This window comes from uncultured Acinetobacter sp., from assembly GCF_947626835.1.
In the GTDB taxonomy this organism is placed as follows: Bacteria; Pseudomonadota; Gammaproteobacteria; order Pseudomonadales; family Moraxellaceae; genus Acinetobacter.
Genome location: NZ_CANQTS010000001.1, coordinates 1 through 26,502 on the forward strand (window position 1 = coordinate 1; position 26,502 = coordinate 26,502).

The 26,502-nt window shown below is 42.1% G+C and carries 20 protein-coding genes, 4 tRNA genes, 1 other RNA gene and 1 pseudogene; 16 read left to right on the forward strand and 10 right to left on the reverse strand.

Going from position 1 to position 26,502, the window contains the following annotated elements:
- Positions 1 to 2 precede the first annotated feature (2 nt).
- The 5 genes from Q0Z55_RS00005 to Q0Z55_RS00025 form a co-directional block, all read right to left on the reverse strand.
- Positions 3 to 74 (reverse strand) — tRNA-Gln (locus Q0Z55_RS00005).
- A gap of 30 nt (positions 75 to 104) precedes the next feature.
- A tRNA-Gln gene (locus tag Q0Z55_RS00010) sits at positions 105 to 179 on the reverse strand.
- Entirely contained in the window at positions 178 to 1,008 is an 831-nt protein-coding gene (gene ispE / locus Q0Z55_RS00015) for a 4-(cytidine 5'-diphospho)-2-C-methyl-D-erythritol kinase (RefSeq protein ID WP_297422420.1), read from the reverse strand. Before ispE ends, Q0Z55_RS00010 begins: the two co-directional genes overlap by 2 nt.
- A gap of 10 nt (positions 1,009 to 1,018) precedes the next feature.
- Entirely contained in the window at positions 1,019 to 1,597 is a 579-nt protein-coding gene (lolB, locus tag Q0Z55_RS00020; protein WP_297422423.1) for a lipoprotein insertase outer membrane protein LolB, read from the reverse strand.
- A 10-nt stretch (positions 1,598 to 1,607) separates the two neighbouring features.
- The gene (locus Q0Z55_RS00025; protein ID WP_297422427.1) at positions 1,608 to 3,311 is read right to left on the reverse strand and encodes a tetratricopeptide repeat protein; all 1,704 of its coding nucleotides are present in this window, start codon (positions 3,309 to 3,311) and stop codon (positions 1,608 to 1,610) included.
- 78 nt (positions 3,312 to 3,389) lie between these two features.
- Between Q0Z55_RS00025 and hemA the strand changes: the two genes are divergently transcribed.
- Positions 3,390 to 4,673 carry a glutamyl-tRNA reductase gene (gene hemA, locus Q0Z55_RS00030; protein WP_297422430.1) on the forward strand — a complete coding sequence of 428 codons (1,284 nt, stop codon included), beginning with the start codon at positions 3,390 to 3,392 and terminating at the stop codon, positions 4,671 to 4,673.
- 10 nt (positions 4,674 to 4,683) lie between these two features.
- On the opposite strand, the gene Q0Z55_RS00035 is transcribed toward hemA, so the two are convergent.
- Positions 4,684 to 6,570, reverse strand: coding sequence for a CHC2 zinc finger domain-containing protein (locus Q0Z55_RS00035; protein ID WP_297422433.1), 1,887 nt, complete (start codon positions 6,568 to 6,570; stop codon positions 4,684 to 4,686).
- A gap of 129 nt (positions 6,571 to 6,699) precedes the next feature.
- A complete protein-coding gene (locus Q0Z55_RS00040) occupies positions 6,700 to 7,656 on the reverse strand; it encodes an outer membrane protein assembly factor BamD (RefSeq protein WP_297422435.1) in 957 nt (318 codons plus the stop codon).
- A gap of 71 nt (positions 7,657 to 7,727) precedes the next feature.
- Here Q0Z55_RS00040 and rluD point away from each other — a divergent pair, with 71 nt between their 5' ends.
- Both rluD and pgeF read left to right on the forward strand, forming a co-directional pair.
- The gene (gene rluD / locus Q0Z55_RS00045; protein ID WP_297422438.1) at positions 7,728 to 8,780 is read left to right on the forward strand and encodes a 23S rRNA pseudouridine(1911/1915/1917) synthase RluD; all 1,053 of its coding nucleotides are present in this window, start codon (positions 7,728 to 7,730) and stop codon (positions 8,778 to 8,780) included.
- Positions 8,781 to 8,836: 56 nt separating this feature from the next.
- A complete protein-coding gene (gene pgeF, locus Q0Z55_RS00050; RefSeq protein WP_297422441.1) occupies positions 8,837 to 9,589 on the forward strand; it encodes a peptidoglycan editing factor PgeF in 753 nt (250 codons plus the stop codon).
- A 40-nt stretch (positions 9,590 to 9,629) separates the two neighbouring features.
- On the opposite strand, the gene smpB is transcribed toward pgeF, so the two are convergent.
- On the reverse strand, positions 9,630 to 10,106 hold the full coding sequence (gene smpB, locus Q0Z55_RS00055; RefSeq protein ID WP_297422444.1) for an SsrA-binding protein SmpB: 477 nt from the start codon (positions 10,104 to 10,106) through the stop codon (positions 9,630 to 9,632).
- Positions 10,107 to 10,271: 165 nt separating this feature from the next.
- On the opposite strand from smpB, the gene coaD reads away from it, so the two are divergent.
- The 5 genes from coaD to Q0Z55_RS00080 all read left to right on the forward strand — a co-directional run bounded on the left by coaD (position 10,272) and on the right by Q0Z55_RS00080 (position 11,985).
- The gene (coaD, locus tag Q0Z55_RS00060) at positions 10,272 to 10,763 is read left to right on the forward strand and encodes a pantetheine-phosphate adenylyltransferase (RefSeq protein ID WP_297422447.1); all 492 of its coding nucleotides are present in this window, start codon (positions 10,272 to 10,274) and stop codon (positions 10,761 to 10,763) included.
- A 1-nt stretch (position 10,764) separates the two neighbouring features.
- The gene (locus Q0Z55_RS00065) at positions 10,765 to 11,028 is read left to right on the forward strand and encodes a YfhL family 4Fe-4S dicluster ferredoxin (RefSeq protein ID WP_297422450.1); all 264 of its coding nucleotides are present in this window, start codon (positions 10,765 to 10,767) and stop codon (positions 11,026 to 11,028) included.
- Positions 11,029 to 11,054: 26 nt separating this feature from the next.
- Positions 11,055 to 11,432, forward strand: an RNA gene (rnpB, locus tag Q0Z55_RS00070) — RNase P RNA component class A.
- 71 nt (positions 11,433 to 11,503) lie between these two features.
- A tRNA-Met gene (locus Q0Z55_RS00075) sits at positions 11,504 to 11,580 on the forward strand.
- 328 nt (positions 11,581 to 11,908) lie between these two features.
- Positions 11,909 to 11,985, forward strand: a tRNA-Met gene (locus Q0Z55_RS00080).
- 148 nt (positions 11,986 to 12,133) lie between these two features.
- Here Q0Z55_RS00080 and Q0Z55_RS00085 read toward each other — a convergent pair.
- Positions 12,134 to 13,759, reverse strand: coding sequence for an NAD+ synthase (locus tag Q0Z55_RS00085; protein WP_297422453.1), 1,626 nt, complete (start codon positions 13,757 to 13,759; stop codon positions 12,134 to 12,136).
- Positions 13,760 to 14,011: 252 nt separating this feature from the next.
- Between Q0Z55_RS00085 and Q0Z55_RS00090 the strand changes: the two are divergent.
- Positions 14,012 to 14,487, forward strand: a pseudogene (locus Q0Z55_RS00090) (type IV secretion protein Rhs).
- A 55-nt stretch (positions 14,488 to 14,542) separates the two neighbouring features.
- Here Q0Z55_RS00090 and gltA read toward each other — a convergent pair.
- The gene (gene gltA, locus Q0Z55_RS00095; RefSeq protein WP_297422456.1) at positions 14,543 to 15,817 is read right to left on the reverse strand and encodes a citrate synthase; all 1,275 of its coding nucleotides are present in this window, start codon (positions 15,815 to 15,817) and stop codon (positions 14,543 to 14,545) included.
- 960 nt (positions 15,818 to 16,777) lie between these two features.
- Here gltA and sdhC point away from each other — a divergent pair.
- From sdhC to lpdA, 7 genes are all read left to right on the forward strand, one after another.
- Positions 16,778 to 17,176 (forward strand): succinate dehydrogenase, cytochrome b556 subunit, encoded by a 399-nt coding sequence (gene sdhC, locus Q0Z55_RS00100; RefSeq protein WP_297422459.1) that lies wholly within the window; start codon positions 16,778 to 16,780, stop codon positions 17,174 to 17,176.
- On the forward strand, positions 17,176 to 17,541 hold the full coding sequence (gene sdhD / locus Q0Z55_RS00105) for a succinate dehydrogenase, hydrophobic membrane anchor protein (protein WP_297422462.1): 366 nt from the start codon (positions 17,176 to 17,178) through the stop codon (positions 17,539 to 17,541). Before sdhC ends, sdhD begins: the two co-directional genes overlap by 1 nt.
- Before the next feature lie 12 nt (positions 17,542 to 17,553).
- The gene (sdhA, locus tag Q0Z55_RS00110) at positions 17,554 to 19,452 is read left to right on the forward strand and encodes a succinate dehydrogenase flavoprotein subunit (protein ID WP_297422465.1); all 1,899 of its coding nucleotides are present in this window, start codon (positions 17,554 to 17,556) and stop codon (positions 19,450 to 19,452) included.
- Between the two features lie 14 nt (positions 19,453 to 19,466).
- The gene (locus Q0Z55_RS00115) at positions 19,467 to 20,177 is read left to right on the forward strand and encodes a succinate dehydrogenase iron-sulfur subunit (RefSeq protein WP_297422468.1); all 711 of its coding nucleotides are present in this window, start codon (positions 19,467 to 19,469) and stop codon (positions 20,175 to 20,177) included.
- A gap of 748 nt (positions 20,178 to 20,925) precedes the next feature.
- On the forward strand, positions 20,926 to 23,745 hold the full coding sequence (locus tag Q0Z55_RS00120; protein ID WP_297422471.1) for a 2-oxoglutarate dehydrogenase E1 component: 2,820 nt from the start codon (positions 20,926 to 20,928) through the stop codon (positions 23,743 to 23,745).
- Positions 23,746 to 23,763: 18 nt separating this feature from the next.
- Positions 23,764 to 24,969 carry a 2-oxoglutarate dehydrogenase complex dihydrolipoyllysine-residue succinyltransferase gene (odhB, locus tag Q0Z55_RS00125; protein ID WP_297422473.1) on the forward strand — a complete coding sequence of 402 codons (1,206 nt, stop codon included), beginning with the start codon at positions 23,764 to 23,766 and terminating at the stop codon, positions 24,967 to 24,969.
- A gap of 61 nt (positions 24,970 to 25,030) precedes the next feature.
- Positions 25,031 to 26,464, forward strand: a complete 1,434-nt coding sequence (gene lpdA, locus Q0Z55_RS00130; RefSeq protein ID WP_297422476.1) for a dihydrolipoyl dehydrogenase — start codon at positions 25,031 to 25,033, stop codon at positions 26,462 to 26,464.
- Positions 26,465 to 26,502 lie beyond the last annotated feature (38 nt).

Genomic DNA, 26,502 nt, shown 5'->3' on the forward strand with positions numbered 1-26,502 from the left:
GGCAGGGGTAGCTGGATTCGAACCAACGGATGCCGAGATCAAAACCCGGTGCCTTACCACTTGGCGATACCCCTAATACAGTACATCTTTTTTACAGGTGAAAATGGCAGGGGTAGCTGGATTCGAACCAACGGATGCCGAGATCAAAACCCGGTGCCTTACCACTTGGCGATACCCCTAATCTACTTTAAACTGCACTAATGGCGATTCTGTTAAGCTATTCACCAAGTAAGCTTTACAAGGTGCATTTGCAAGAATGTCATCAATGTTCATATCTAAAGTCACTTCAACAAAAACACAAGCACCTGTACCTGTAAGTTTTGCAACACCGAACTGATCTAAGTATTGCATCGCTTCATCGACTTGTTTGTATAAGCTTCGTGCCAATGGCTCGAAGTTATTCTTAAAATCAGATTGCGTTTGCTGATAGGCGCAAAATTTAGAGCTCTTTTGGTTTCTTGTCAACGCTTTTTGTGAAAAAAGTAATTGAGTGCTGATAAAACAATCAGGTTTGAGCACAATATACTGTTTTTGAGCTAAATTTATCCATGTTAAGCGCTCACCAATGCCTTCAGCCCATGCATTTTTGCCATGCACAAAAATCGGCACATCAGCACCAAGCTGCACGCCAAGTTCAGCCAATTGCTCGATCGTTAAGCCACACTGCCACAATTGATTGATCACAACTAGGGTGGTTGCCGCATTGGATGAACCTCCACCTAAGCCTGCGCCCATCGGAATATGTTTTTCAATGTTGATCTTTAAACCGGTTAAATTTTTGGCAAAAGGTTTTAATAATTGTGTGGCTTTAAAAATTAAATTTTGTTCAAGATCGACACTGTTTAAACCATCAATTGTAATGTTTAAACTTTGTGTTTGCTTAAAATTTATCCAGTCATATAAATCAATCAGCTGAAAAATCGTTTGTAATTCGTGATAGCCATCTGCACGACGACCAGTGATATGCAAAAATAAATTGAGTTTGGCAGGCGAAGGCACGCGTAACATAAGGCAACTCTTAACGATCTTGAATGAGCATAGTAATACTGTTTTCTTGCCCGTTTTCAAGCATTTGCTTTAAAATTAAGCGATTTGGCAGTGTGGATTGGTTGTAACTCAAATCAACAGTCCAACCACCTTCAATAATTTGGCTGACTCGTCCTTGTTCATCTTGATTAAGTTGTGCGGTTGAAGTGGCTGCTTTGGCCTGAATCCAATCCATTAAATACGTGATGGGTGCATCCCAACCTGTGGCACGTTTCAGCAGCTGTTCTGGACTTTGAGCCACAATTTCGCCGGTACGGCTGCTATTTAAACTGGCTTGACCGTATTTTTGCCCCCAAATTTGGGTTTTTCCAACGCCCAAAATACCACTGAGTTCAATCTCAAATTGATCATTGTGTTGTACCCATGTGTAAAACGCACTGCCTGATTGAGTCGGTGTACGAATGCCTAATTTACCTTGTAAGCTAAAATTTTGGCTGTTTTCGATCACAGGCGTAGTGGGTATTTGCGGCTTAATCATCGGTTGACAAGCCGTTAAAACAAGGCTTGCCAGCACTGTGCTCAACAGCGCATAACGGGAAAAATTGAACATCATCAAAACTCTAATGGATGGTTTTAGGTAAGAGTAATGAATTTAAGGGTTCAAGGGCAGCATCATTGGGATGTTTTTGTTGCAGTTGTTTTAAAATAGCGGAAAAATTGCTTAAATCGCCTTGCATATATACCGCACGTGCATAACGTACTCCAGTGCTTGGGTTATTACTTAAGCCATAAGCACGTTGTAACGCTTGTGCTGCGGTGGCAAAATCATTTTGTAAATAGGCGACAAAACCTAAAGTATCTAAAATCGACGCTTGGTCGGGTTCCATCTCCAGCGCTTGTTCGGCATATTGGCGTGCTTGATCTAAATGGCGGTTTTGCAAAGCCAAAGTATAGGCATAGGCGTTTAAATAGGCTGGATGATTGGGTTCTAAATCTAACAATAATGTGAGGAGTTGATCTAAACGGTCACGCTCTACAAATGGATCTAGCAATAAAACTTGCGCATAAATGAGTTCAGGATCATCACTTAAATGCTGCATGGCTTCATCTAAGAGTTGAATCGCAGCAGGTTTATTGCCCATTTTTTTTAAAATTTCGGCTTGGGCTTGGTATAAGAAACTGGCGTATTGTGGATAATTGACCCGCTCTTGGGTTAAAAAGCGTAACGCTTCGTTTAGGCGCTGCTGCTCGGTGTAAATATTAATCAAACTTTGTCGTGATACTGTGTACAGACTGCCATCGACCAAGCGGTAATAGGCCTTTGCAGTTTCATAATGTTGCTTACGCTCAGCGTTGAGCGCCAAATAGTAATAGGCGTCGTTTTGGTACTCAAGCGAATGCCGTAGTTCGACCAAGTAACGCTCAGCGCGTTCGTATTGACCCAAATCTATACTGGTTAAACCCGCAATAAATAAGGCTTCTTCAGCTTTGGGCCACTTTTTCAGGATCTTTTCTAATTTATCTAAAGCCAATTGTGAATCATTGAGTTTAATCAGATATTTCACTTCTGCTAAACGTATTTCTAAATTGGACTTATGCTGACGTGAAGCTTTACTATACCAATTGCGGGTTTGCTGCTCATTGCCTAAGGCACTGAGTAAATTGGCTTTCATGAGGATAAAATTGGTGGCTTTAGGGCGTTTTTTTAAGGCTTGATTAATGGTGTCGAGGGCTTGCTCAAATTCGCCATTTTGCGCTTTTAACGCGGCAATAATCACCAAGATAGACGGGTTATCTTTGGCTTGGCTGTTTTTTAGCGCTTCCAATAAGATCACCTGATCATCGGCTGATTCTGGTGCAATACCCGCCAAAATTCTTTCAAGGTCAGCACTTGGATCATGGCTTAAAATTTTATCAAGACTTTCGGCGGCAAGCTCATACTCATGCGCTTGTAAGGCGATATGAGCAAGATAAAACAATGCCGGCACATCACTGGGTTCTTGTACAACCCAATGGGTGGCAATATCAAGCGCTGCTTTGAGATCGTTTTGTTCAAGCGCAATATTGAGGGCGCGTTGCTTCAAACTGGTAGAATTGCTCTTAATGGCTAAAACAGTATAGTTATGCAACGCAGTGGCCGGATCTTGGGCTGCCAGGGCAAATTCAGCAATCATGCTTTGTTCAATAGCATGATCGCGCTGAGTATTGTAAGCTGAAGTGGCCGCATAAAGATGGCTGCTACAGAGCATGCTACCTAAGAGTAACAATGTGCTAGAATATTGCTTTATTGTCGAAGTGCTGTTTTGGCCATTTATTTGACGCAATTTTTCTTAATCCAAGTAATGCTTTTTATGACACCGATGTTGCACAATAGCATAAATTTAGCGAAATGATGATCTGATATGTCTTTCTTTGCATTGGGTGTCAACCATCAAACCGCCTCCGTAGAACTGCGTGAGCAAATTGCATTTAACCCTGACAAGTTAAGCAAGCTCTTGGCAGCGCAAAGTCACGACCCAAATTTAAACGATTTGGTGGTGGTGTCGACCTGTAACCGAACTGAAGTGTATGCCATGTCTGAACAATCAGAGCAGGTGCTTCAATGGTTGGCAGACGCAAATGGTTTAGATGTACAACAGCTGCAAAATCATGTGTATCGTTATGAAAATGCACAAGCTGTAACGCATCTGATGCGTGTGGCCAGTGGTTTAGATTCACTGATGCTGGGTGAACCACAGATTTTAGGTCAGGTGAAAACTGCGTTGTCTTTGGCCAAAGACAACGCCACGGTGTCTAAAGACTTAAATCGTATTTTTGAATATGCTTTTTATGCAGCCAAACGTGTACGCTCAGAAACCGCAGTGGGCAGCCATGCAGTGTCTATGGGCTATGCAGTTGCACAGTTGGCTTTGCAAGTATTTACTCAAGCCGAAAGCCTAACGGTGATGATGGTTGCAGCAGGCGAGATGAATAGCCTTGTGGCGAAACATTTGGCTGAAATGGGTGTGGGCAAAATCATTATTTGCAACCGTACCCGTAGTCGTGCAGAACATCTTGCACAAGAGTTAAATCCGCGTGTTGCTGTAGAAATTATTGATTTTCAAGATTTAAGTGCGCATTTACATCGTGCCGATGTGGTGTCAAGTTGTACTGGTAGTTTGCATCAAGTCATTAGTGCAGCAGATGTCAAAGCGGCATTAAAAAAACGTCGTTATCAACAAATGCTGTTGGTTGATTTAGCCGTACCGCGTGATATTGACCCTAAAGTTGAAGATTTAGATGGCGCGTATTTATATGGCGTTGATGATCTACAATCGGTGATTGAAGATAACCTTGCACAACGGCGTCAGGCAGCCTTAGAAGCTGAAGTGATGGTTAATCAGTTGGCTACACAATTGATCACGCAACAAAAGGTCAAAGACGCCGGCAGCAGTATTCAGCAGTATCGTGAGCACGGCGAGCAAATGCGACAGCAAGAGCTTAACTGTGCTTTAGCGCGTATTGCCAAAGGGGAAGATGCTGCGGTAGTGATGCAAGATTTTTCGCACCGTTTAACCCAAAAACTTTTGCATCCCACTTCAATTTTATTGCGTGATGCTGCCAAAGCCGATGATCCTGCACATTTTGGCTTTATACATGAACATTTAGAAGACACCATACAACATACCCGTCAATCTAAACGCTAAATTGTTCAGCTTAAGAGACTAATCTTAAGCTGATTTTTTTGGTGAGTTCATTGAGTTGCTGACGTAAATTACTAGATTCCACCAAAGATAAGGGCGATTTAAGCTTTTGTTTGAGATATTTTTCTTGTAAGGATAAAGCATATTCAGCAGCCAGTTTATCGGCCATTTCAGGTGCTTGAGTTAATGCTTCAATATTGGTGCGCTGCATAATATCGGCAATTTCATGCGCATAACTGCTACAAGCACCCAGCACATAATAGGTGGCTAACTCTTGATCATCGGGTAAATCATCAAACACGCAATTGAGACGATCAAGCACATTCGACAGCAGTTGCCCTGGTTGCATAAAGGCACGCAGAGTCTCAAAGTGAATATATAAAAACGGATGATGCATTAAAATAGCAATAGCAAAGTCTTCATCGCGGGTATGAATGTTAAACGACAGTGAGGCATCGTTATTGAGTTTGGGTGTCCATTTGCGTCCAAAGCCTAATTTTTCTTTAAAGGCTTGGCTGAGCAAATAACGAAACGAGCCATGTTTGGGCAATAAATCCGTCAGTTGACGCAGTTCAGCCATGACCTGACTTTTACCTTCAGGCGTTTGAATGTCGTGGTTTTGAGTTAAATGAGCAAAGATAAAATCGGACAATAACGGTGCTTGCTTGAGCAAACGCTGAAAATTTTCTAAGCCTTCACGACGAATGAGCGAATCAGGGTCATGGTGATTGGGTAGCACAAAGAATTTAAGCTCACGCCCATCATTTAATAGAGGCAGGGCAATTTCTAGAGTACGCCGTGCCGCCTTTTGACCAGCAGCATCACCATCAAAGGCAATGGTAATACACGGATTTTGCTTAAATAGAATATTTAAGTGTTCGGTATTACTTGCAGTTCCCAAGGTGGCTACAGCGCCATAGATGCCATATTGCTGTAGCGCAATCACATCCATGTAGCCCTCAACCATCAACCAATCATGGGCTTTTTGCTTACGACCTTCATATAAACCATACAGTAATTGATTTTTATGAAACACTTCTGAATCTGGGGAGTTAATGTATTTGGGCTTAATTTCGTCATTTAAAGCGCGCCCACCAAAACCGACCACACGACCTTTGGTGTCACGAATGGGAAAAATGACCCGATCACGCAATAAGTTAAAATCACGCCCTTTGTCACTGGTACGAATTAACCCGAGTAGTTTTAAACCTTCAATGTCCTGTGGAAAGGCTTTTTCAAGATGTTGCCAATCTTCAGGAGCATAGCCTAAGCGCCAATAATCAATGGTTTCGGGGCTTAAACCGCGTTTTTTAAAATAGTTTTGTCCGGTTTGGCTGTGCGGCAATTGCGCTTGATAAAATTGGGTAATCTGTTCCAATAAGGTGTATAAATCACCTTCTTGTGCTGCTTGAGGCTCAGCGCTAAAGGCATCAAAATCAGCAAATTGTGCCTCATGATCTATGTCATCGCTAGGCGGTGCATAATCAAAATAGCTGGCTTCTTCAGAAGAGTTGCTATGGTCAATTGCCACGGGTGCCGATTGGCTTACGCTCAGTGCAGGTTTAACATCGCGTTTATAGGCAATGCGTTTTTTGTTGTCTATATCGTCTTTAGGCAGCTCAATACCCGCTTGGGAGGCCAAATCTTTCATGACATCAACAAAATTACGATTGTCGATGTCCATTAAAAAACGAATGGCATTCCCATTGGCTTGACAGCCAAAGCAGTGGAAATACTGTTTGTCACGATACACATGAAAAGAGGGGCTTTTTTCTTGGTGAAATGGACAACACCCTGAATAAGTGCGGCCAGTTTTTTTAAGTTTCACGCGCTGACTAATCAAATCGACAATGTCGGTGCGATCGACGACCTGATCAATAATATGCTGAGGAATTGCCATCGTGTATCAGTGCCATTTAACCAAACAAGAAAAAAGAGTTGCGTTTAAAAAATAAACAACTTTCCCAGTTGAATCAACAAAAAGGGCAAGTATGATAACTTGCCCTTGCTGAAAATGCGAACCTTAAGATCAGTCTTGTTTTGGACGATCTAATAAACCAAAACTTAAACGATTGCTTAAACTACGTTTTTCGGTCTCAGTTGTTGAGGTATCTTGATCTAAGTTGGTTTGGGCTTCACGACCGAAAATACCCAAAGTAGTGCGGTTTAACCAACTTTCTTCTGAGCGTGCAGCACGTAAATTGACTTCACCATTGGCTTTAATCAAGTGCGGATAATTGAGTTTAAGTACATCAATATATTGCTGTGCTGAGGCTTGATCACCTAATTTTTGATAGCTATAGGCAATCGTGGCTAAGGCTTCAGGCACTTGTGGGGTTTTAGGATAATACTCAACCACCCATTGACCACGTTCAAGTGCAGCCACCCATGCTTTACGTTTTAAATTAAAACGTGCAGCATTCATCTCAGCTTCTGCAAGCTCTTGCCCAATAAATTGCATACGTTGTGCAGCATCAACTGCATAGGTGCTAGATGGATAGCGACGAATAAAATCAACAAAGTTTTGATACGCTACTTTTAAATAGCTGACATCACGATGTGATTGTTTAAGTGAGGTATAACGCAACATGGTATGGTAGTTTTGTTCCATATTGGCGACACCACGCACGTAATAAGCGTATTCAGCTTGTGGATGATCCGGATTCATACGAATAAAACGATCAGCTAAGGCCACGACACCTTCATATTCTTTTTGTTGAAATTTAACGTACATCAGCTCCAGTTGAGCTTGTGTTGCATAATTACCCGTAGGAAAGTAGGTATCAATTGCTTCTAGATTTTTGACTGCCTCAACATGTTGACCGCGTTCAAGTGCTTTTTGTGCTTTTTGAATGTACACTTGTTCACTCGATTGTGGCCCTTGATCGACCACTTGTTTTTTTGGATTACTGCTACAACCCACAATTGCAGATGCAGCGCCAAGCGTTAGCACAAGCATTGTCATTTTATAACGTGGCAGCGACATAAAAATTCCTCTGTTAATACGGGCAATAAGCTACAATTGCACTATTAAATCACTTTTGTCTGAATGAGCAAATGACCCAAGTACAATCTTCCGATTCTAATATCCCTGAAACTGATTTCAATTTGATTGAAGATTCTGAGGATGCAGATAACCATACTTCAGAAACAACTGCAACACGTTTAACATTGCAAGTTGAACTTGATGAGCGCTATTTAGGTCAACGCATTGACCAAGTGGCCGCCTTAGTATGGAATGACTTTTCACGCGAAAAACTTAAACAATGGCTCAAAGATGGTCATTTATTGGTAGATGGTCAAGCAGTCAAGCCTAAATACAAATGTGAAGGCACAGAAGTGTTAACACTAGATGTCGAGCTTGAAGCACAAACCCGCAGCCTACCTGAAGATATTCCACTTGATATTGTTTATGAAGACGACGATATTTTAGTGGTGAACAAACCTGTGGGTATGGTAGTGCATCCTGGGGCTGGCAATAGCTCGGGTACTTTGGTAAATGCTTTATTACATCACTATCCTAAATCGGCAGAACTGACCCGTGCAGGTTTAGTGCATCGTATCGACAAAGACACCTCGGGTCTCTTGGTGGTGGCAAAAAATTTAGAAGCGCAGTTTTCGTTAAGTAAGCAATTGGCGAAAAAATCGGTGTATCGCGTTTACGATCTGATTGTGTATGGCAATATGATTGCCGGTGGCACCATTGATGAACCCATCAAACGTCATCCGTTTGAACGCGTTAAAATGACGGTATTACCTGGTGGTAAAGATGCAGTGACGCACTATAACGTCAAAGAGCGTTTCCAACATTTTACCCGTGTCCAAGCGCGCCTTGAAACAGGTCGTACGCACCAAATTCGTGTGCATTTTAGCTATATTGGTTTTGGTTTAATCGGTGATCCAGTGTATATGCCACGGGTACGTGTGCCAGCGGGTGCATCAGAATTACTCAACGCCACCTTACGCGGTTTTAGACGTCAAGCACTACATGCAGCCAAACTAGGCTTGGTGCATCCACGTTCAGGCGAAGAGATGATGTTTGAAGCACCGTGGCCAGAAGACTTTAACTCATTGGTTGAAGTGTTACGTAGCGAAAATAAAGCCTATTAATTTAAAAGGTGGCTATCTGAGAAGATAGCCATTTTTGTTTTTTCAGGATTAACATCATGCAATTTGTATTTGGTGTGCCAAAAGGCGTGTATGTCGGGCAAACACGTATTGTGCATGAGGCAAGCATTACCACGCAACACCCAAGTTTACACGGCTTTAATTTGGCCTTACATGTCGGTGATGACCCGCTGCGGGTGCAGCAGCATCGTATTGCGCTGCTCAATCAACTGCATGGCTTTGGTGTCAATCAAATGACATGGCTGAATCAAACCCATAGTGTGCTGTGTCACCGTGTAGATGCACAAGCAACTTTGTGTGCACAAGAAGGCGATGCTTTAGTCACCTCAAGCCAAGGTCATGCCTTAATGATAATGACCGCTGATTGTTTACCTGTGGTATTAGGTAATCAGGGGGGCAGCGAAGTCGCCAATTTACATGCAGGTTGGAAAGGTCTTGCCAATGGCATTATTGAAAATACGATAGCCACTATGTACACACAGCCTACATGGGCATGGTTGGGTGCAGCCATTAGTCAGCCCTGTTTTGAAGTGGGCGCGGAAGTGAAAGCCGCATTTTGCAATAAATACCCAACCTTAGACAAGGCGTTTGTAGCAGGTAAACAAGCCGATAAGTTCTATGCAGATTTATACGCCATTGCCCGTTACATTTTACAACAATATGGTGTAACGCAAATTTTTGGTGGTGATCAATGTACCTATGCTCAAAATGAGGATTATTTTTCCTATCGCCGTGAAGCTAAAACTGGGCGTATGGCAAGCTTTGTGTTTATCCAACCCCAAGATCATTAAACTATGCAAAATAAAAAACCTCCAGTATGGAGGTTTTTTATTATTTATGGAAAATGCGCGCTTTGTCACGTTGCCAATCACGGTCTTTTTCGGTGGCACGTTTGTCATGCAATTGTTTACCTTTCACCAACGCAATTTCAAGCTTGGCTAATGGTCCTTTCCAATAACAAGCCAAAGGTACACATGAATAACCTTTTTGATTGACTGCACCTAATAATTTGTCCAGTTCACGACGGCTGAGCAGCAATTTACGCGTGCGTGTTGCTTCAGGTACAACATGTGTAGACGCTGACAGTAAAGGTTGAATTTGGGCACCAAAAAGATAAGCTTCACCATTTTTAAAGGTCACATAGCTTTCACTTAAGGTCATACGGCCAGCACGTAAAGATTTGACTTCCCAACCTTGTAAGGACAGACCCGCTTCAAATTTTTCTTCAATAAAATAGTCGTGACGTGCACGTTTATTTTGTGCAATCGTCCCACCATTATTTTTTTTCACTACTGATATTTTTGCCATAATAAGACACTTCCCAACTTAAGCACTATTGTGCCCCAAGCAGGCCATGCTGACAATTCATAAAATCTTACTGGCTAAAAAATTACAGCAATTGAAGTTTTGGTTCACCCCAAAACATGCTTTTTGCTAGAATAGCGCTCGAACACAATAAATAGAGTACAGTGGATGTCTAAAACTCGCGTGATTTACCCAGGCACATTTGATCCCATCACCAATGGACACGTTGATCTTGTGACACGTGCAGCCAAAATGTTTGATGAAGTGGTGGTGGCGATTGCCATAGGGCATCATAAAAATCCGATTTTCACCTTGGATGAACGCGTGGCTTTAGCACAGGCATCGTTAAGTCACTTATCCAATGTTGAATTTGTGGGCTTTGATGGCTTGTTGGTGAATTTCTTCCGTGAGCAAAAGGCAACTGCCGTACTGCGTGGTCTACGTGCTGTCTCTGATTTTGAATATGAATTTCAATTGGCGAATATGAATCGTCAGTTAGATGCAAATTTTGAGGCAGTGTTTTTAACGCCCTCGGAGCAATATTCATTTATTTCTTCGACATTGGTGCGAGAAATTGCGCGTTTACAAGGTGATGTGACTAAATTTGTACCGCCTGTGGTGGTCGAGGCCTTTAAACGCAAGCTACAACAAGGTTGGTAGAGTGTCTTTATATATTACCGATGAATGCATTAATTGCGATGTGTGCGAGCCTGTATGTCCCAATGAAGCCATTTTCATGGGCGAGGTGATTTATGAAATTCACCCTGATTTATGTACCGAATGTGTTGGACATTATGACCAACCGCAGTGTCAATTATTTTGTCCAGTCGATTGTATTCCGCATGATCCCAATCATGTCGAAAGTGATGACACACTCATGGAAAAATATAAAACACTGATTGCTCAAAAAAGCGCAAGCAATTAATTACAAAGTTTGCTAGAATGCCGCTCGAAGTGAGCCAGACGATCGCTGCTGTGGAGATCTTAGTGATTGAAGCAGGGGAGGAAAGTCCGGGCTTCATCGGGCAAGGTGCCAGGTAACGCCTGGGCGGTGTAAACCGACGGCAAGTGCAGCAGAGAGAAGACCGCCTTCAATATGTGTCTAAGCAATTAGATTCGAAGGTAAGGGTGAAAGGGTGCGGTAAGAGCGCACCGCATGGCTGGTAACAGTTCATGGCGAGGTAAACCCCACCGGAAGCAAGACCAAATAGGAATCCATTAGGCATGGCCCATGCTGGATTCGGGTAGGTCGCTTGAGCGCATGAGTGATTGTGCGCCTAGAGGAATGATCGTTCAAGACAGAACCCGGCTTATCGGCTCACTTCAAAAAATTTTACAAAATTGTGAAAAAAGTACTTGACGGATATTTAGATTAGGTACATAATACGCGCACAGTTTACGGCTATGTAGCTCAGTTGGTTAGAGCACCGCACTCATAATGCGGGGGTCACAAGTTCAAGTCTCGTCATAGCCACCATTTTTAAGACCACATTCACTAATGTGGTCTTTTTTTTGCCTGAAATTTAAAATTTTAACAGCATGATATAAATAAAGCGTATAGATTAAGTTGGAGCGTCTTCAAGCAGTAGGGGGCTTTCTACGTTTATGAATAGTAATGATTAATGCCTCATTTAATCTAGTCAATCTTGATATTGTGAAGTTCATCTTTATAAAAAATTGCGCTTAAACAGAAGATTTGAATAAAAAATTAGTAAAATGAAAGGTTTTGTTTAATATGTGAACATTTGTAACAAAAAATGCTTGACCTTATCTTCAATTATTTACATAATGCGCTCACAGTTTACGGCTATGTAGCTCAGTTGGTTAGAGCACCGCACTCATAATGCGGGGGTCACAAGTTCAAGTCTCGTCATAGCCACCATTTTAAAGACCAAGCTCTCAGCTTGGTCTCTTTTTTTGTGCTTTAAAAAACCTGCAACTTGACTTGCTATGTGTGGCATAGCATTTAATATAAAAAAAATCGCCTGATCCGAAGATCAAGCGATTTGTATAGCATTAATTGGGCTAAATCAAACGCCAGCTTTCCAACCATTGACGATTGGATAACGACGCTCACGGCTATAAGCACGTGATGAAATACGTGGACCAATCGCACCTTGACGACGTTTGTATTCGCTACGATCAGTCAGACGAATCACTTTTTCAACTACGTCGGGCGCAAAACCTTTGGCGATAATATCGTCTTGACTTAAGTCTTCTTCGATATAAGCATATAAAATGGCATCAAGGATGTCATAAGGTGGTAGTGTATCTTGGTCTTTTTGATCAGGACTTAGTTCTGCTGAAGGCGGACGAGTAATCACACGTTCAGGAATCACCTGTGTTTCGCTTAAAGTATTACGGTATTTAGCCAATTCAAACACAATGGTCTTATACACGTCTTTAAGTACCGCATAACCGCCCACCATATCACCATACAGCGTGCAATAGCCCACAGAAAGCTCTGATTTGTTGCCTGTGGTGAGTACCAAATTACCAAACTTATTCGATAAAGCCATAAGCAAGGTGCCACGTGAACGCGCTTGTAAATTCTCTTCCGTGGTGTCAGCCTTGGCTTCACCAAAGAATGGGAATAGGGTTTGCATAAAGCTATTTACAATCGGATTAATCTCGGCAATACCGAAGGTCACGCCCATAGTTTTGGCTTGTAAAGCTGCATCTTCAACGCTGATTTGTGCGGTATAGGTATACGGCATCATCACTGCTTGAACTTTATCTGCGCCAATGGCATCCACAGCAATCGCTAAGGTTAAAGCCGAGTCAATACCGCCAGATAAGCCTAAAATCACGCCTGGAAAGCCTGAGCGCTGCACATAATCACGCGTTGCCATCACTAAGGCTTGATAGATCTCAGCCATGGTGTCTAAAGCAGGTACAATCTGCCCTGTCTTATAAGCTTGTTGCGTGGCATCATATTGCGCCATATATAGTTGTTCTTGATAGCTAGCAGCTTGTAGCGCAACTGAGCCATCTTTATTAATTAAGAAGCTTGTGCCATCAAAGATGAGGTCATCTTGCCCACCAACTTGGTTGACGTACACCAAGTTCAACTGGAGTTGCTTGGCAAGCTCTTTCATGGTCAAAATACGATGTTGCGGCTTACCTACTTCATAAGGGGAAGCATTAAGTACTAACACCGTTTCAACATTAAGCTGCGCCACTTGTTGCACGGTTGGTAAAGCCCAAAGATCTTCGCAAATCAAAACACCAAACTTATGACCTAAATATTCAAATACAAGGTGTTGATGACCTTCGTTAAAATAACGCTTTTCATCAAATACGCTGTAATTGGGTAAGTTTTGCTTGTTGTAGACGCCAAGTACTTGACCGTCTTTCATCACTGCAGCTGAGTTATAGCGTTGACCATCTTCAGCTTGATGCACAAAACCAAATACCAAGACAATATCTTTGACTTCGCGTAACGCAGCAAAGGCTTGTTCTGTGCGTTTGGCTAAACTTGGGCGCAGCAATAAATCTTCTGCGCCATAACCAATCACTGATAATTCAGGAAAAACAATTAAATCAGCTTGTTGTTGTTTCGCAGCATCAATTTGTTCCAACATTTTTTGAGTATTGGCTTCGATATTGCCAATATGTGGAGAGAATTGTGCAAGGGCAATGTTAAAATTTTTCATTTCCAATAAAATCCTATACCTATCAGGATATGTACATAACTTGAGTTTGTTATCGCTATAAGTCCAAGGTTATGTCAAAGTTGAACAGCAAAATAAAGTCTTAAAATAAGTAATTTGCGGCTTCTACTATATACGAATTGCATAACACTGCGTTATCAAATCATAAAAAAAACCTTGAATTGCTTTAAAAAAGACAGGCTTTGTTTCCATAATGGCTGTTGTAACGCAAGCAAAACGATGTATAGGTGTAATATGAGACAAGTCACAAGAAAATTAAGCTTAAGATCGTGCTTGATTTTACGCGAGCGTTATTTAAGCGAGGATGAAAAAAAACTTGCCTATTCGGTGTTTGGTGAAGCTTTACAACTCGAGCAGATTCGTATTGTGGCACATCGTTGGGTGCTTAAAAATTATGCCATCAGTCCCAATGGTCATATCTACTTTAATATCTATAACTGGTGTGAGGATTTTTCAAAAGCCTCTTTAGCCAAGCAAAGTTGGTTGATTCATGAACTCACTCATGTGTGGGGCAAGTGCAGCAGGGTATGCAGGTGGTGTTAAGAGCGCTGTTAAATCGCAAATACAGCTATATCTTAAAAGAGGGTAAAACCTTCTTTAAATACGGCATTGAACAACAAGCCAGTATGGTACAAGATTATTTTTTAAAACGTGCCCAAGGCCAAGATTGTCAGGCCTATGAACACTGTATTCCATTTTTAAAAACTTAAACCCATAAAAAAACCGCCCAAAGAGGCGGTTTTTTGTCTTTCAACGCAAGTTCGATTAACGAACGATGTCGCGTTGAACTTCGCCAGTGTAAAGCTGACGAGGACGACCGATCTTGTATGGACCGCTGTGCATTTCTAACCAGTGGCTGATCCAACCAACAGTACGTGCAAGCGCGAAAATTACAGTGAACATTTCTGTTGGGATACCAATCGCTTTTAAGATGATACCTGAGTAGAAATCTACGTTCGGGTAAAGGTTACGTTTGATGAAGTACTCATCAGATAACGCAATACGTTCAAGTTCCATTGCTAAAGCAAGTTGTGGATCGTTGATGCCAAGCGCGCCAAGCACTTCGTCACACGTTTCTTTCATTACTTTCGCACGTGGATCGAAGTTTTTGTAAACTCGGTGACCGAAGCCCATAAGTTTAACTTCTTTAGTCTTCACTTTTTCCATGAAGCCTGCAACGTTCTCTACAGTGCCGATTTCATCAAGCATTTTAAGAACAGCTTCGTTTGCACCACCGTGAGCAGGGCCCCAAAGTGCAGAGATACCAGCAGCGATACATGCATACGGGTTAGCACCAGTAGAACCAGCTAAACGTACAGTAGATGTAGACGCATTTTGTTCGTGGTCTGCATGAAGCGTGAAGATACGATCCATTGCTTTAGCAAGGATAGGATCAACTTTGTAATCACGATCAGCAGGCGTTGCAAACATCATGTGAAGGAAGTTTTCAGCGTAGCCTAAGTCGTTACGTGGGTAAACAAACGGTTGACCGATTGTGTACTTGTAGCTCCAAGCCGCTAAAGTAGGAATCTTCGCGATTAAACGAATCGCTGTGATTTCACGGTGGTTCACATCTTCGATGTCTAAGTTGTTGTGGTAGAACGCAGATAACGCACCAACAACACCAACCATGATCGCCATAGGATGCGCATCACGACGGAAACCGTTGTAGAAACGGCTTACTTGGTCGTGAACCATCGTATGGTTACGTACTTTAGCGTCAAATTCTTCTTTTTGCTCAGCTGTTGGAAGCTCGCCATTTAATAATAAGTAGCAAGTTTCTAAGTAGTCAGCTTTAGTTGCCAATTGATCAATTGGGTAACCGCGGTGTAAAAGAATACCTTTATTACCATCGATGAACGTGATTTTAGACTCGCAAGACGCTGTAGCCATAAAACCAGGATCAAAAGTAAAATGACCTGCTGCCAATACATCTTTAACGTCGATTACGTCAGGGCCTAAAGTGCCGCTGTAAATCGGTAATTCAATTTCTTTGCCATCAAGCTGTAATACGGCTTTCTTGCCAGTTACTTCAGACATTCAATTGATCTCCTGTCCTGGTGAATGTTGGATCTGATCCCTAAACATTTGTAATTAATAGTTGAATCAGATCGGTCAAAAAATTGCTATAAGATTAGAGGGTGTGCAAGTTTTGTCAATTATACTTATGGATAAAAGCTGACATCTAAACCAAGATAGAGTCAAAAATTATGCATCTGACAAAAAGCGCTTTTTACACCGCCGCAGTATAATAAGTCAAAATCCAAGATTGTATAGAAAAAAATAACGCTAATGGCTTAAAACTAGACGATTTTTAACCCTACAAAATTTAAATTCCTCAATCGCTATAGCAAGGCTTTTTGCTGAAAACAACGCATATTTCACCACTTAGCTTGAATATGGCTTTGTCATGGCACAAAACATTCAGCACAAAAACATCTATTGCTGAGCAGCTGTTTGGCTAAAAAATAACGTATCAGCATATCCAAACGCATGTTAGGCAGTTAAAAACTGTATCTTGATCATGGGATTGTTGGATGAAAATTAAAGCTTATGTTTTGAGCTAATGATGGAGCTTACAACATGAATTTTTTTCACCATGACGATATTTTTTGAAAAAAGAGCAACTTGGGGCACAAAACCACGACAATCTATGTCATAAAAAACGCTCAAGAGGAAAATTTCTCTATCTTTAGTCTAAATGTCATTAAGTCAGGCTAAAGGGAAAAGCGATTACTGAAATATCAAGGGATTACTTTAAAACCAATGATATAGCGTCATTTAGGTGCTTGAGCCATTGGTTTTAGCTATTTATGTATTTGTTAATGATTCTTATTTATGGTTTTTTTGGCTAAAAGCCGAGTAGCACTGTTTGTATTTTAATAGTTGACGTTTTATAATTCGATGTCGTTTTAAGTTTAGGCATGCAAACTGCCTAACAATGCCAGCTTTCCTTCGAATTAATTCCAACAAACTCCGGATGGAGTTTTTAACTACAGGATGCCCGCTGTGAAAAGCAACAGACCTGTCAATTTGTCCATGGGTCAAGTTTTAGACGTAAACTTAAAATCCCCTGTGGCTATTGCATCAATTCTACACCGTCTTTCTGGTGTCATCGTATTTTTACTCGTTCCGGTACTTTTATGGATCTTAGACAAGTCATTGTCTTCTCCTGAAGGTTTTGCGCAAGTTCAAGAAATCATGAGTGGTTTCGTGGTGCGCTTTATCGTATGGGTGTTCGTAGCCGGCTTAATTTACCACTTCATTGCAGGTGTTAAGCATTTACTTGCTGACCAAGGCATTGCAGAGGAACTGCAAAGCGGTCGCACAGCAGCTACTATCGCATTAATCTTGTCTGCAATCGGTATCGTTGCGTCATTTGTATGGATCGTACTCTAATGAAAAGTGCTACAGGTTTTACGGGTTCAGGTTCTCGTGATTGGTTTATCCAACGCGTAAGTGCTGTTGTATTAGCTGTTTATACCGTAGTGGTATTCGGTTGGATTTTGTGTAATAGCGGATTCAATTTCGAACAGTGGTACGGTTTTATGATGACAACACCAATGAAGATTTTATCTTTGTTGTCAGTCTTATCTTTAGTTGCACATGCTTGGATCGGAATGTGGCAAGTTTTCACGGATTACGTGACGACTCGTCAAATGGGTCCTTCAGCAAATGGTTTGCGTATGGTACTCACTACAGCAGTGATTATTGCTGTATTGGCATACGCAATCTGGGCAATCCAGATTTTTTGGGCGAATTGATAGGAAGCAATCATGGGCGCTATAAACCCTAAAGAAGATTACACAAATATTCCACACGAAACTTTCGATGCTGTCATCGTAGGTGGCGGTGGTTCTGGTATGCGCGCATCTTACCAGCTTGCTCAAGCGGGTTTAAAAGTTGCTGTATTGACCAAAGTATTCCCAACACGTTCGCACACTGTGGCAGCACAAGGTGGTATCGGTGCGTCACTTGGTAACATGCAAGAAGATAACTGGCATTACCATTTCTACGACACGGTTAAGGGTTCTGACTGGTTAGGCGACCAAGACGCGATTGAGTTTATGACGCGTGAAGCGCCACAAGTAGTTTATGAACTTGAACACTTAGGTATGCCATTTGACCGTAACGCAGACGGTACGATTTACCAACGTCCATTTGGTGGTCACTCTGCAAACTACGGCGAAAAAGCAGTCCCTCGTGCATGTGCTGCTGCCGACCGTACAGGTCACGCACTTCTTCACACGCTTTATCAAAGCAACGTGAAAATGGGTACACAATTCTTCGTAGAATGGATCGCACTTGATCTTATTCGTAACGAAGCAGGCGACGTACTTGGTGTAACTGCAATTGACCAAGAAACTGGCAAAATCGCAGTATTCCAAGCCAAAGCAACATTGTTTGCTACTGGTGGTGCTGGTCGTGTGTATCGTGCATCTACAAACGCTTATATCAACACTGGTGACGGTCTTGGTATGGCGGCGCGTGCAGGTATTCCATTACAAGATATGGAATTCTGGCAATTCCACCCAACGGGTGTTGCAGGTGCCGGCGTATTGTTAACTGAAGGTTGTCGTGGTGAAGGTGCAATCCTTCGTAACAAAGACGGCGAACCGTTCATGGAACGTTATGCTCCGACTTTAAAAGACTTGGCACCGCGTGACTTCGTATCACGTTCTATGGACCAAGAAATTAAAGAAGGTCGTGGTTGTGGTCCTAAAGGCGATTACATCCTTCTAGACATGACGCACTTAGGTGCTGAAACGATCATGAAACGTCTTCCATCTGTATTTGAGATTGGTAAGAAATTCGCGAACGTTGACATCACTAAAGAACCAATTCCTGTAGTACCAACAATCCATTACCAAATGGGTGGTATTCCAACCAACATTCATGGTCAAGTTGTTGTACCTGAATCTCGCGAAACTCAACCGCTAGAAGCAAACTACAACAAAGACAATGATGTTTACTCAACCAATGCTGGTGAACGTGATTTCTCTAAGCCAATCAAAGGCTTCTATGCAATCGGTGAATGTTCATGTGTATCTGTACACGGTGCAAACCGTTTAGGTACCAACTCATTGCTTGACTTGGTTGTATTTGGTAAAGCTGCAGGTCAACATATCATTGAATATGTAACCAAAAAGCATGATGGTGAATATGAACCATTACCGCCAAAAGTTCTTGAGCAAACTGTTGCACGTATTCGTAAATTAGACGAATCAACAACAGGTGAAAACGCACAAGACGTAGCCGATGCGATTCGTGACATCGTTCAAGACCATGCTGGTGTATTCCGTACAACTGCATTGCTTGAAAAAGGCGTAAAAGAAATTCTTGCGCTTGAACCACGTATTCGTAATATCCACTTAAAAGACAAATCTAAAGTGTTTAACACCGCACGTGTGGAAGCTTTAGAAGTGGAAAACTTATACGAAGTAGCAAAAGCAACCTTAATTTCTGCTGCTGCACGTAAAGAATGTCGTGGTGCGCATACGGTTGTAGACTTTGAGTTACCACCAGATCACCCGTCTTACCCGTACGGTCGTCGTGATGATGTGTGGATGAAGCATACTTTATGGTTCTCAAGTGACAACCGTTTAGAGTATAAGCCTGTGCGTTACCGTCCGTTAACGGTTGATGCAATTCCACCTAAACCACGTACATTCTAATTAGGAGAGTTGAGATGAGTAGAGGTACTCGTACATTTAATATCTACCGCTACGATCCTGATAAGGATAAAGCACCGTACATGCAAACTTTTAAGCTTGAGTTGACTGATAAGCACCGTATGTTGCTTGATGCACTTCTTGCATTAAAAGTACAAGACGAAACATTAACGTTCCGTCGTTCATGCCGTGAAGGTATTTGTGGTTCTGATGGTGTTAACATCAATGGTAAAAACGGTTTAGCGTGTCTTTGGAACCTAAACGATTTACCAGATGTCATTACAATTCGTCCGCTTCCAGGTCTTCCTGTGATTAAAGACTTGGTTGTAGACATGAATCAGTTCTACGATCAATACAACAAAATTCATCCGTTCTTGATCAACAATCAGCCTGCACCGCCAAAAGAGCGTTTGCAGTCTCCTGAAGAGCGTGAACATTTAGATGGTTTATACGAATGTATTTTATGTGCATGTTGTTCAACTTCATGTCCATCATTTTGGTGGAACCCAGACAAGTTCTTGGGTCCATCAGCATTGTTAAATGCATACCGTTTCATCATTGACTCACGTGACTCTGCAACGCAAGAGCGTTTGGCTCGTCTTGACGACCCATTCTCTTTATTCCGTTGTAAAGGCATCATGAACTGTGTGTCTGTATGTCCTAAGGGTTTAAACCCAACGAAGGCAATCGGTCACATCCGTAGCATGATGTTTGATAACGCAGGTTAATTTCTGCCAATCAAAGAAAAGCACACCTTTAGGTGTGCTTTTTTTATGAAACAAATATCTCAAGGTATCGCTATTTTCTATGACTTTGTTGCTCTGACCTATAAGTGAAAATACAAGCTTAAAAATCTGCTGCTTTTTTAATCTGACTCTCATTTAATTGCGCTAATTTGTTTTTTTGAGGCCACAAAGCACGCCGACATGCTACACATCTAGAATTAAAATGTTATCATATAACGATGGTACAAAGGGCAGATTGAAATAAGATGCTCTTTTTTGTTATCTAGCCTTTGGACTTTGGTCTAAATTGAATCTTTACCTGAGATCAAGCAGCATAGGTTACAATAGTGCGAAGATTTAAATATTGGTTTTTAGCTGCTTCATGTTAGGATTAATGATCTGTTAGATATAGAAAATTTTGTGTTTTTACATACATTTTTTCTACACGAAGGCTGTTAAAATTGGGTATAACTAACTGGGTTAAATCGTTTTAGAAAAGTAAATAGCTTCGATTTATTTTTCTAAGTCGATTTGCAAAAAATTGCTCGGTTTTGCCGAGTATATGATGAGTGATGATGCCGCTGAGGGGCGTTATGATTCATTATTTACGTTAGGTTTTAACGTAGAGATAACGCCTCATGGCTGATGTCCAATGGGGACTAATGTCATGCCACCAATTTGACATTATCAATCATGGGTTTGCTGATTTAGGCATCCTGAAATGTTTTTGCAATAGGAAATGGGTCCACAAATGCAAGAAGTTGCTGACGCTCTGCGTCTTGACACTGAACTTTCCGCTGACAGTGCAGCGTATATTGAAGAACTTTACGAACATTATTTAGCGTCACCAGATTCAGTTGGTGCTGACTGGCGTGCTTATTTCGATAAATTCCCTAAAGGTGATCAACCACATAGCAATGTACGTGAGCAATTCCTACTTTTAGGTCGTAATTCAAACCGTGTTCAGCCTGTAGTTCAAGCAACTGTGAGCTCTGAACATGAGCGTCGTCAAATCGGTGTATTACAATTAATCGCGGCATACCGTAATCGTGGTCATCAAAAAGCAAAACTTGATCCATTAGGTTTGGCAAAGCGTGAACAAGCATTTGACTTAGAATTAGATGCACACGGCTTAACTAAATCTGATTTGGATACCGTATTCCATACGGGTAACCTTGCGATTGGTAAAGAAGAAGCGACCCTTGCTGAAATTATTGCTGCATTAGAAGCGACTTACTGTCAAACAGTAGGTACTGAATACATGCACATTGTTGACACTAAAGAGAAACGTTGGATTCAACAACGTCTTGAAAGTGCACGTGGCCAATTTAGCTTTACTGCAGATGAGAAAAAACACGTTTTAGAACGTTTAACTGCAGCTGAGGGACTAGAAAAATTCCTTGGTAATAAATACGTTGGTGCAAAACGCTTTGGTGTAGAGGGTGGTGAATCTTTCATCCCTATGGTTGATGCGGTGATTCAACGCGCAGGTTCAGTAGGCTGTAAAGAAGTCGTGATCGGTATGCCTCACCGCGGCCGTTTAAACCTTCTTGTCAACATTATGGGTAAAAACCCAGCTGAATTGTTTGGTGAGTTTGAAGGTAAGTCTTTACATAAAAAAGGCTCTGGTGATGTTAAATACCACCAAGGTTTTTCTTCAAACGTGATGACAGCAGGTGGCGAAGTTCACTTAGCGCTTGCGTTTAACCCATCGCACTTAGAAATCGTGGGCCCTGTGGTTGAAGGTTCGGTACGTGCACGTCAAGTACGTCGTAAAGACATTGGCGGTGATGATGTATTACCAATCATCGTACACGGTGATGCAGCATTTGCAGGTCAAGGTGTGAACCAAGAAACCTTCCAAATGTCACAAACGCGTGGTTACACGGTGGGTGGTACAGTTCACATTGTGGTGAACAACCAAGTGGGCTTTACAACGTCTGATCCACGTGATGCGCGTTCTACAGAATACTGTACTGACATCGCTAAAATGATCCAAGCACCGATTTTCCATGTCAACGGTGATGATCCTGAAGCGGTATTGTTTGTAGCACAACTTGCACATGATTTCCGTCATACGTTCCGTAAAGACGTTGTGATTGACATGTTCTGCTACCGTCGTCGTGGTCATAACGAAGCGGATGAACCTGCTGCAACTCAGCCATTGATGTATCAAGTGATCAATAAAAAGACCACAACGCGTACATTATATGCAGACAAGTTAGTTCAAGAAGGCGTACTTGATCGTGCTGCTGCAGATCAAATGATTGAAGACTATCGTGCTGACTTAGAAGCGGGTAATCACGTTGCTAATGCGCTTGTCTTAGAACCAAACAAAAAAATGTTTGTCGATTGGACACCGTATTTAGGTCATGATTATACAGACGTTTGGGATACAACTTTCCCTGTTGAGCGCTTAAAAGAGCTTGGCGAAGGCATGCGTAAACTTCCAGAAGGTTTCGTAATGCAGCGTCAGGTTGCTAAAGTGATCGACGATCGTTTGAAAATGCAAACTGGTGAAATGCCTTTAAACTGGGGTGCTGCAGAAACTTTAGCCTATGCAACATTGCTTGATGAAGGTTACTTGGTTCGTATTACAGGTGAAGACGTGGGTCGTGGTACATTCTCACACCGTCACGCTAAACTTCATAACCAAGTAGATGGCGAAACTTACATTCCGCTTTGCCATGTTAAAGACAACCAACCACGTTTTGCATTATACGACTCACTTCTTTCAGAAATGGCCGTTCTTGCATTTGAATATGGTTATGCAACCACGATTCCACACGGTTTAATTATTTGGGAAGCACAATTTGGTGACTTCGCAAACTGTGCACAGGTTGTGATTGACCAATTTATCTCATCTGGTGAAACCAAATGGGAACGTGTATGTGGCTTAACCATGCTTCTTCCACACGGTTTTGAAGGTCAAGGTCCAGAGCATTCATCGGCACGTTTAGAGCGTTTCTTACAGTTATGTGCTGAAGAAAACATGCAAGTGATCACACCAACGACACCTGCACAGATCTTCCATGCATTACGTCGTCAAGCGGTTCGTCCAATTCGTAAGCCATTGATCGTAACTTCACCGAAGTCTTTACTTCGTCACAAGTTAGCGACTTCTACTTTAGATGAGCTTGCAACAGGTACATTCCAAACCGTAATCGATGAAGTCGATAACATCAACAAAGCTGACGTAACTCGCGTTGTACTTTGTGGTGGTAAGGTTTACTACGATTTACTTGAAAAACGTCGTGAAAAAGAATTGAACAATACCGCGATTGTACGTATTGAACAGTTATATCCATACCCAGAAGCACGTTTAGCTGAGGTTCTTGCTCAGTATCCAAACGTGACTGAATTGGTATGGGCGCAAGAAGAACCGAAAAACCAAGGTGCTTGGTTGTTCATCGCGCCACGTTTATATGAAGGCTTAATGGCTTCAGGTAAACAAATCAAGTTAAGCTACGCAGGCCGTGAAGCTTCTGCTGCACCGGCATGTGGTTCACCATACTTACATGCAAAACAACAAGCTCAGCTCGTAAATGACGCTTTAGCGATCGTAGAATAATCAGGAGATTCTAAAATCATGGCAACCGAAATTAAAGCACCTGTATTTCCAGAATCAGTTGCAGACGGCACAATCGCAACTTGGCACAAACAACCAGGCGAAGCGGTAGCACGCGACGAAGTAATCTGTGATATTGAAACGGATAAAGTTGTATTAGAAGTTGTTGCTCCTGCTGACGGTACGATTGCGCAAATCATCAAAAATGAAGGCGACACAGTGCTTTCATCTGAAGTGATTGCTCAGTTTGAAGCGGGTGCTGTATCTGGCGCGGCTCAAACTCAAGCAGTTCAATCTGAAGAGAAAGTAGAACAAGCATCTTCACAAACTCAAGCAGGTAATGCGCCAATCGTTGAACGTGCACAAGTGGCTGATCAAGCACCTGCTGTACGTAAAGCGTTAACTGAAACTGGTATTAATGCAAGTGAAGTTGCAGGTTCTGGTCGCGGTGGTCGTATCACTAAAGAAGACGTTGCAAATCATCAAGCTAAACCTGCTGCGCAACCATTAAGCGTTGCGGTTGGTGAACGTGTTGAAAAACGTGTTCCAATGACACGTCTGCGTAAGCGTGTTGCTGAGCGTCTACTTGCTGCAACCCAAGAAACAGCAATGTTAACGACGTTTAACGAAGTGAACATGAAGCCAATCATGGAAATGCGTGCACAATACAAAGATGCTTTTGAAAAGCGTCATGGTGCACGTTTAGGCTTTATGTCATTCTTTGTTAAAGCGGCAACTGAAGCACTTAAGCGTTACCCTGCGGTAAATGCGTCTATTGATGGCGACGATATCGTATATCACGGTTTCTATGACATTGGTGTAGCTGTATCTTCTGAACGCGGTCTAGTGGTTCCTGTACTTCGTGATACAGACCGCATGAACTATGCTGAAGTTGAAAACGGCATCCGTGACTATGCATACAAAGCGCGTGACGGCAAATTAGGCATCGAAGACATGACTGGCGGTACATTCACCATTACTAACGGTGGTACTTTCGGTTCACTTCTTTCTACGCCAATTTTGAACACACCACAAACTGCAATTTTAGGTATGCACAAAATCCAAGAGCGTCCTATGGCAGTAAACGGTCAAGTAGAAATCTTACCGATGATGTACTTAGCGCTTTCTTATGACCACCGTTTAATCGATGGTAAAGAAGCTGTAGGTTTCTTGGTAACAATTAAAGAATTGTTAGAAGAACCAGCTCGTCTTATCCTTGACCTTTAATTCTTAAAGAATAAAAAATCGGGCTTAGAGTGATCCTCTAGGCCCATTTTTGGAGATAAACATGTCTCAACAGTTTGATCTTGTTGTAATTGGCGGCGGCCCTGGTGGCTATGAAGCTGCAATCCGTGCAGCGCAACTTGGCTTTAAAGTTGCGTGTATCGAAAAACGTATCCATAAAGGCGAACCATCTTTAGGTGGTACATGCTTAAACGTGGGTTGTATCCCATCGAAAGCATTGCTTGATTCATCTCACCGTTACGAAGATACAGTGCATCACTTAGATGACCACGGTATCACGACTGGTGAAGTGAAGTTTGATCTTGCAAAATTACTTGCACGTAAAGACAAAATCGTAAGCCAACTCACTAAAGGTATCGATGGCCTATTAAAAGGTAACGGTATTGAGTGGTTAAAAGGTACAGGTAAATTACTTGCAGGTAAAAAAGTTGAGTTTGTATCGCATGAAGGCGAAACTCAAATTTTAGAACCAAAATACGTGATTCTTGCAACTGGTTCTGTTCCTGTAAATATTCCTGTTGCTCCTGTAGATCAAGACATCATTGTTGACTCGACTGGCGCATTAGAATTCCAAGAAGTACCTAAGCGTTTAGGTGTGATTGGTGCAGGTGTCATTGGTTTAGAACTTGGTTCAGTTTGGCGTCGTTTGGGTGCTGAAGTTGTTGTCTTTGAAGCAATGGATGCATTCTTACCAATGGCTGATAAAGCATTGGCAAAAGACTACCAAAAAGTACTTGGTAAGCAAGGTTTAGATATCCGTGTTGGTGCTAAAGTTGCGGGTACTGAAGTGAATGGTCGTGAAGTGACTGTTCAATACACCCAAGGTGGCGAAGACAAAACACAAACGTTTGACAAGTTAATCGTTTGTGTAGGTCGTCGTGCTTATGCTGAAGGCTTATTGGCTGAAGACTGTGGTATTAAACTGACCGAACGTGGTTTGGTTGAAGTTAACGATTGGTGTGCAACTTCTGTAGAAGGCGTATATGCAATTGGTGACTTAGTCCGTGGTCCAATGCTTGCGCATAAAGCAATGGAAGAAGGCGTAATGGCAGTTGAACGTATTCACGGTCACGCTGCACAGGTCAACTACGACACCATCATTTCTGTGATTTACACACACCCAGAAGCGGCGTGGGTAGGTTTAACAGAACAGCAAGCGATTGATAAAGGCCACGAAGTGAAAACTGGTCAATTCGGTTTCGCTGCCAACGGTCGTGCAATGGCGGCTGGTGAAAATGCTGGTTTCGTAAAGTTTGTTGCTGATGCAAAAACCGATCGTTTACTGGGTATGCACGTCATTGGACCTGCTGCGTCTGATATCGTTCACCAAGGTATGATTGCACTTGAGTTTGTATCCTCTGTTGAAGATCTTCAATTGATGACATTTGGTCACCCAACATTCTCTGAAGTTGTACATGAAGCAGCTTTAGCGGTAGATGGCCGTGCGATTCACGCGATTCAGCGTAAACGCAAATAATCTGTGAAAGATTAACAAAAAGAGCAGCAATCGCTGCT

Excerpts from the sequence above, each read along its gene's own strand:
- ispE (WP_297422420.1), bottom strand. The coding sequence starts at position 1,008 with ATGTTACGCGTGCCTTCGCCTGCCAAACTCAATTTATTTTTGCATATC.
- lolB (WP_297422423.1), bottom strand. The coding sequence starts at position 1,597 with ATGTTCAATTTTTCCCGTTATGCGCTGTTGAGCACAGTGCTGGCAAGC.
- hemA (WP_297422430.1), top strand. The coding sequence starts at position 3,390 with ATGTCTTTCTTTGCATTGGGTGTCAACCATCAAACCGCCTCCGTAGAA.
- Q0Z55_RS00035 (WP_297422433.1), bottom strand. The coding sequence starts at position 6,570 with ATGGCAATTCCTCAGCATATTATTGATCAGGTCGTCGATCGCACCGAC.
- Q0Z55_RS00040 (WP_297422435.1), bottom strand. The coding sequence starts at position 7,656 with ATGTCGCTGCCACGTTATAAAATGACAATGCTTGTGCTAACGCTTGGC.
- rluD (WP_297422438.1), top strand. The coding sequence starts at position 7,728 with ATGACCCAAGTACAATCTTCCGATTCTAATATCCCTGAAACTGATTTC.
- pgeF (WP_297422441.1), top strand. The coding sequence starts at position 8,837 with ATGCAATTTGTATTTGGTGTGCCAAAAGGCGTGTATGTCGGGCAAACA.
- smpB (WP_297422444.1), bottom strand. The coding sequence starts at position 10,106 with ATGGCAAAAATATCAGTAGTGAAAAAAAATAATGGTGGGACGATTGCA.
- coaD (WP_297422447.1), top strand. The coding sequence starts at position 10,272 with ATGTCTAAAACTCGCGTGATTTACCCAGGCACATTTGATCCCATCACC.
- Q0Z55_RS00085 (WP_297422453.1), bottom strand. The coding sequence starts at position 13,759 with ATGAAAAATTTTAACATTGCCCTTGCACAATTCTCTCCACATATTGGC.
- gltA (WP_297422456.1), bottom strand. The coding sequence starts at position 15,817 with ATGTCTGAAGTAACTGGCAAGAAAGCCGTATTACAGCTTGATGGCAAA.
- sdhC (WP_297422459.1), top strand. The coding sequence starts at position 16,778 with ATGCCCGCTGTGAAAAGCAACAGACCTGTCAATTTGTCCATGGGTCAA.
- sdhD (WP_297422462.1), top strand. The coding sequence starts at position 17,176 with ATGAAAAGTGCTACAGGTTTTACGGGTTCAGGTTCTCGTGATTGGTTT.
- sdhA (WP_297422465.1), top strand. The coding sequence starts at position 17,554 with ATGGGCGCTATAAACCCTAAAGAAGATTACACAAATATTCCACACGAA.
- Q0Z55_RS00115 (WP_297422468.1), top strand. The coding sequence starts at position 19,467 with ATGAGTAGAGGTACTCGTACATTTAATATCTACCGCTACGATCCTGAT.
- Q0Z55_RS00120 (WP_297422471.1), top strand. The coding sequence starts at position 20,926 with ATGCAAGAAGTTGCTGACGCTCTGCGTCTTGACACTGAACTTTCCGCT.
- odhB (WP_297422473.1), top strand. The coding sequence starts at position 23,764 with ATGGCAACCGAAATTAAAGCACCTGTATTTCCAGAATCAGTTGCAGAC.
- lpdA (WP_297422476.1), top strand. The coding sequence starts at position 25,031 with ATGTCTCAACAGTTTGATCTTGTTGTAATTGGCGGCGGCCCTGGTGGC.